Here is a 4762-nt window from a genome sequence, read left to right on the forward strand (position 1 = left end):
GAACGCGCGGCCACGGTGAATCCGGAACTGAATGCGATTGTGGCGGAGCTGGATTCGCCGCGGATTCCGGTCGATCGGGACGCGTTGCTGTTCGGGGTGCCGACCTATGTGAAGGACAACACCGACCTGGCCGGGCTGCCCACCCAACACGGCAGTGCGGCCTGGCGCGCGCGGTCCGCGAAAGCCGATGGGCCGTACGCGAAACAACTGCTGGGGACCGGACTGACCGCGCTCGGCAAGACCACCCTGCCCGAATTCGGGTTGAACGCGACCACTGAATTCGCCGGGGCCGCACCGACGCGCAACCCGTGGGACACCGGGTTCTCCTCGGGCGCTTCCTCGGGCGGGTCGGCGGCGCTGGTGGCCGCGGGCGTGGTGCCGATCGCGCACGGCAACGACGGCGGCGGTTCCATCCGCATCCCGGCCGCCTGCTGTGGCCTGGTCGGGTTGAAGCCGACGCGCGGCCGCCACATCGACGGCCCGCAGGCCCGTTCGATGCCGATCAATCTGGTCTCCGAGGGCGTGCTCACACGCAGCGTCCGCGATACCGCCACGTATTTCGCCGCGGCCGAACGGGTCTGGCGCAATCCGGATCTGCCCCCGGTCGGCCTGGTGGAGGGCCCCGCGAACCGTCGCCTGCGGATCGGCGTGCTCACCGAACCCATCACCGGCGCACCCCTGGATCCGCAGATCCGCGCGGCCCTCGACGACACCGTCGCCCTGCTGGAAAGCCTCGGGCACGAGGTGAAGCCCGTCGGCTACCCGGTCGCCCCCCGTTTCGCCGACGACTTCGCCACCTACTGGGAGATGCTGGCGTTCCTGCTCGGCGTCACCGGCAAGCTGAGTTTCGACCGCTCCTTCGACCCGGCGCGGCTGGATCCCTTCACCCGCGGTCTGGGCGGTCGCTTCCGCGGTTCGGCCTTGCGCGCACCCGCTGTCCTGTACCGACTTTCGCGTATCCGCCACGCCTACGCCGCCTCCTTCCGCGATGTCGAACTCCTGGTGTCCCCGGTGCTGGCGTCGCTGACCCCGCGAATGGGCTACCTGAGCCCCGAGCAGCCCTTCGACGAGGTCTTCGACCGCCTGCTGGCCTACGTCACCTACACGCCCTTGGCGAATGTGACCGGCGCACCGGCGCTTTCGCTGCCGATGGGTGCGTCCGCCGCCGGGCTGCCGATCGGCATGATGTTCTCGGCGGCCCACGGCGACGAACGCACCCTGCTGGAACTGGGCTACGCCCTGGAGGAGGCGCGCCCGTTCCGGCGTATCCAGGACTGATCGCTCAGGAGATGTTCTTCAGGAACGACACGGCGTTGGCGTCGCCCGCCACGGCGATGTCGAGTTTGCCGTCACGGTTGTAATCGGCCAGCGCCGGGGTCTGCGGCTGGGTGGTGACGTCGTATTCGCCGGTCTTGGTGAGGGTTCCGTCGCCGTTGCCGGTGAAGATGACGATCTTGGAGTTCAGCACCGCCGACATGGCGGCATCCATCTTGCCGTCATGGTTGAAGTCGCCGACCGCGATGCTGGTGGGGCCCAGCCCCGACAGATTGATCCGGTTCGTCTTCTTGAATCCGCCGTTGCCGTCGGAGATCAGCACCGTGGTGGAGAAGGAGAACGAGTCCGCGGTGATGATGTCGTCGATGCCGTCGCCGTCGAAATCGGCGGCCCGGATGTCCTCGGTGATCAGGCCGCTGGTGCTCGCGCCCTTGTGGGTGAAGCTGCCGTCGCCGTTGCCGAAGAACACCTCGACCTGTTGGGACACATCGTTGTTGATCGCCATGTCGATCTTGGAGCCGGTGTGGAACTTGCCCACGGTGAACGTGCCGGGCGTGCCGCCGAAGGTGGTCACCGGCCCCGCCTTCAACGTCCCGTCGCCATTGCCGAGCCAGGTCTGCACGCCGGTCGGCAGCAGACTCAGCACATCGGGTTTGCCGTCCCCGTTCACGTCGGCGACCAGCACCTCCTGCTGTGCGCCCTCCACGGTGGTGTAGGTCTTGGCCGGGGCGAAGGTGCCGTCGCCCTTGTTGAGGAAGACCGCGATCTGCGTCCACGCCTGGGCGATGACATCGGGTTTGCCGTCGCCGTTGAGGTCCGCGACCGCGATCGCGCCGAACCCGTTGCCCACCGAGCCCACTCGGGTGCCGGGCGCGAAGGTGCCGTCGCCCTTGCCTTTCATGACGATCGGCCCGCTGCCCTGGAAGTCGGCGGCCACGATATCGGGGATGCCATCCCCGTCGATATCGGCCGCGACCATGCCGATGGGCGCGGGACCGGGACCCCAGGACGGGAACGAGCCGCCCGAGGGCGAGTTGACGGCGGGCGCGAAGGTGATGGCCCCGGCCGCGCACGCCGCACTGGGCAGCGTGAGCACGGCGGCCGAGAGAGCGGCTGCGGTGACGAGGAAACGGCGAAAAACGCGTGCGTGCATAGGTATTCCTGTGTCGCTGTGACACCACCGAACGGTGGTGGGCACGGACTCTAGGACACCGTGTAACAGGAAACCGTGCGCTTCAACGCTTTTCGGCCGATTGCCGCAGCCGGACCGAGTTGTCTAGTGCACTTTGCCGAAAACGCCGATCCCACCACGGCATACGTCATTCGGGTCGAATTCGCTTGATTCGCGCATGATGTGATCATGATGAGGCCGGGTGTACGGTCCGATTCATGTACAGGATTGCGATAGGGATTGTTCTCCTGATTCTGGCCGCGGGATGCGAGCGAACAGAAGACGCTCAGGTGCTTCCGGCGACGACATCCCGAAAACCCATTAAGCCGGTCATTCCTCGCATAACCGATCTACTGGACGGCCCCGGCTCCGAGGACCTGTACATTTCCACCTTGCAGCAGGCCGGAGTGCATTTCTCCGACCGCGCGCAGACCGTCTCGATGGGCCGGACGGTCTGCGCTTCGCTGCAGACGAATACCGTCCTGGGTGCGACCGCGGATTCGCGCCAACTCGACCACATTTCGGATCGGATCACCAAAGGCACGGAATTCGCGGCCGACCAGTCCGGCATCATTATCGGAGCATCGATCGGCGCATTCTGCCCCGAATTCTCCTATTTGGGGAATTAGACCGATACGCGGCGAAGAGCGTCGGGCGTGAGGTCCTTCAAGGTCGGGTAGCCGTCCACGGCCATGATCAGATCGGCCTCGGCCAGCAGGGTGCGCAGCACGTGCACGATGCCGTCCGCGCCGCCGAGCGCCAGCCCGTAGGCGTACGGCCGCCCGATGCCGACCGCGCTCGCACCCAGTGCGAGGGCCTTGATGATGTCCGCGCCCGAACGCACTCCGGAGTCGAACAGCACCGGTAGCCCGTCGGCCGCGGCCACCACCTCCGGCAGGACGTCCAGTGCCGGCAGCCCGCCATTGGCTTGGCGGCCACCGTGATTGGAGCAGTAGATGCCGTCGACACCCAGGTCCTTGGCGCGGCGCGCGTCCTCGGGGTGGCAGATGCCCTTCACGATCAGCGGCAGTGTCGTCAGTGACCGCAGCCACGGCAGATCAGCCCAGGTCAGTGGATTGCCGAAGACCTGAATCCATTTCAGGATCGCCGACTGCGGATCCTGCTCCGGAGACTGCGCCAGGCTCGCCCGGAACACCGGATCGGTGAAGTAGTTGGCCAGGCAATGCCCGCGCAACTGCGGGAAGTTGCCGGTTGACAGATCCCGCGGCCGCCACCCGGTCACCCAGGTGTCGAGGGTGACCACGATGCCCTTGAACCCCGCACGCTCCGCGCGCTCCACCAGACTGGCGGCGAGGTCTCGGTCGGTGGGGGTGTAGAGCTGGAAAAACCCTGGGGTGTCACCGAATTCGGCCGCCACGTCTTCCATTGGATCCACCGTCAGCGTGGAGGCCACCATCGGGACTCCGGTGCGCGCGGCCGCCTTCGCCGTCGCCAGATCCCCGTGCCCGTCCTGCGCGCACAAGCCGATCACCCCGACCGGTGCCATGAAAACCGGTGCGGGCCAGGTCGTTCCGAACAACTCCACCGACAGATCGCGCTGCTTGGCGCCGACGAACATGCGCGGCACGACACCCCACCGATCGAACGCCGCCACATTCGCGTTCTGCGTGCGCTCGTCCCCGGCCCCACCGGCCACATACGAGTACACCGACGGCGGCATCGCCGCCTGCGCCCGCTCGGCCAGCTCCGCGTAACTCACCGGATAGGCGGGCACCACCCCGCGCAACCCGTTGAAGTAGATCTCGTTCTGAAAGTCACCGAATGCCATGCTGAAATTGTGCGAGACTGCGCCTCGACGGTCGGTTGATCGCAGGATACAGGCATAGGATGCTGGATTGTGCAGGATGACGTCAGGTTGCTGAGTGAAGACGACCTCGCGCTGATCCACGCCCTGCAACTGCGGCCCCGCGCGTCGTGGACCGAACTGGGCCAGGTGCTCGGCGTCGACGCGGTGACCGTGGCGCGGCGCTGGCAGCGGTTGCGTGAGCGCGGCGAGGCCTGGGTCTGCGTCTCGCCCGGGCCCGCGGTCTTCGATCAGCTGTGTGCCGCCTACATCGATATCGATTGCACCGCAGGCGAAACCGATACCGTCGTCGCCGTGCTGGCCGCGCACCCGCACATGCTGACCCTGGAACGTGCGGGCGGCAGCAATCGCATCCTGGCCACCGTCGCCACCGGCGACTTCGACCAGATGGCCCGCTACACCCTCGACGTGCTGCCTGCCCTGGCCCATATCGTGGCCGTGCGCACCCGCATCGTCACCCACTGGTTCACCGAAGGCGGCAGCTGGCGCAT

Annotated in this window: 5 protein-coding genes; 3 read left to right on the forward strand and 2 right to left on the reverse strand. The window is 66.9% G+C overall.

The window, feature by feature from the left end; genetic code table 11:
- On the forward strand, positions 1 to 1278 hold a 1278-nt coding region (locus ACWELQ_RS38275; protein WP_452401902.1), incomplete at its 5' end, for an amidase.
- Between the two features lie 4 nt (positions 1279 to 1282).
- On the opposite strand, the gene ACWELQ_RS38280 is transcribed toward ACWELQ_RS38275, so the two are convergent.
- Positions 1283 to 2428 carry an FG-GAP repeat domain-containing protein gene (locus ACWELQ_RS38280; protein ID WP_452401903.1) on the reverse strand — a complete coding sequence of 382 codons (1146 nt, stop codon included), beginning with the start codon at positions 2426 to 2428 and terminating at the stop codon, positions 1283 to 1285.
- A 236-nt stretch (positions 2429 to 2664) separates the two neighbouring features.
- Here ACWELQ_RS38280 and ACWELQ_RS38285 point away from each other — a divergent pair, with 236 nt between their 5' ends.
- Positions 2665 to 3075, forward strand: coding sequence for a DUF732 domain-containing protein (locus ACWELQ_RS38285; RefSeq protein ID WP_452401904.1), 411 nt, complete (start codon positions 2665 to 2667; stop codon positions 3073 to 3075).
- On the opposite strand, the gene ACWELQ_RS38290 is transcribed toward ACWELQ_RS38285, so the two are convergent.
- A complete protein-coding gene (locus ACWELQ_RS38290) occupies positions 3072 to 4235 on the reverse strand; it encodes a lactate 2-monooxygenase (RefSeq protein WP_452401905.1) in 1164 nt (387 codons plus the stop codon). The two genes, ACWELQ_RS38285 and ACWELQ_RS38290, sit on opposite strands and share 4 nt — an antisense overlap.
- 87 nt (positions 4236 to 4322) lie before the next feature.
- Between ACWELQ_RS38290 and ACWELQ_RS38295 the strand changes: the two genes are divergently transcribed.
- The coding region (locus ACWELQ_RS38295; RefSeq protein WP_452401906.1) for an Lrp/AsnC family transcriptional regulator at positions 4323 to 4762 on the forward strand (440 nt) is incomplete at its 3' end.

This window comes from Nocardia sp. NPDC004722 (assembly GCF_053601505.1).

Bases quoted from the DNA above. Each gene is read 5' to 3' on its own strand.
- ACWELQ_RS38285 (WP_452401904.1), top strand. From the start codon at position 2,665: ATGTACAGGATTGCGATAGGGATTGTTCTCCTGATTCTGGCCGCGGGA.
- ACWELQ_RS38280 (WP_452401903.1), bottom strand. From the start codon at position 2,428: ATGCACGCACGCGTTTTTCGCCGTTTCCTCGTCACCGCAGCCGCTCTC.
- ACWELQ_RS38290 (WP_452401905.1), bottom strand. From the start codon at position 4,235: ATGGCATTCGGTGACTTTCAGAACGAGATCTACTTCAACGGGTTGCGC.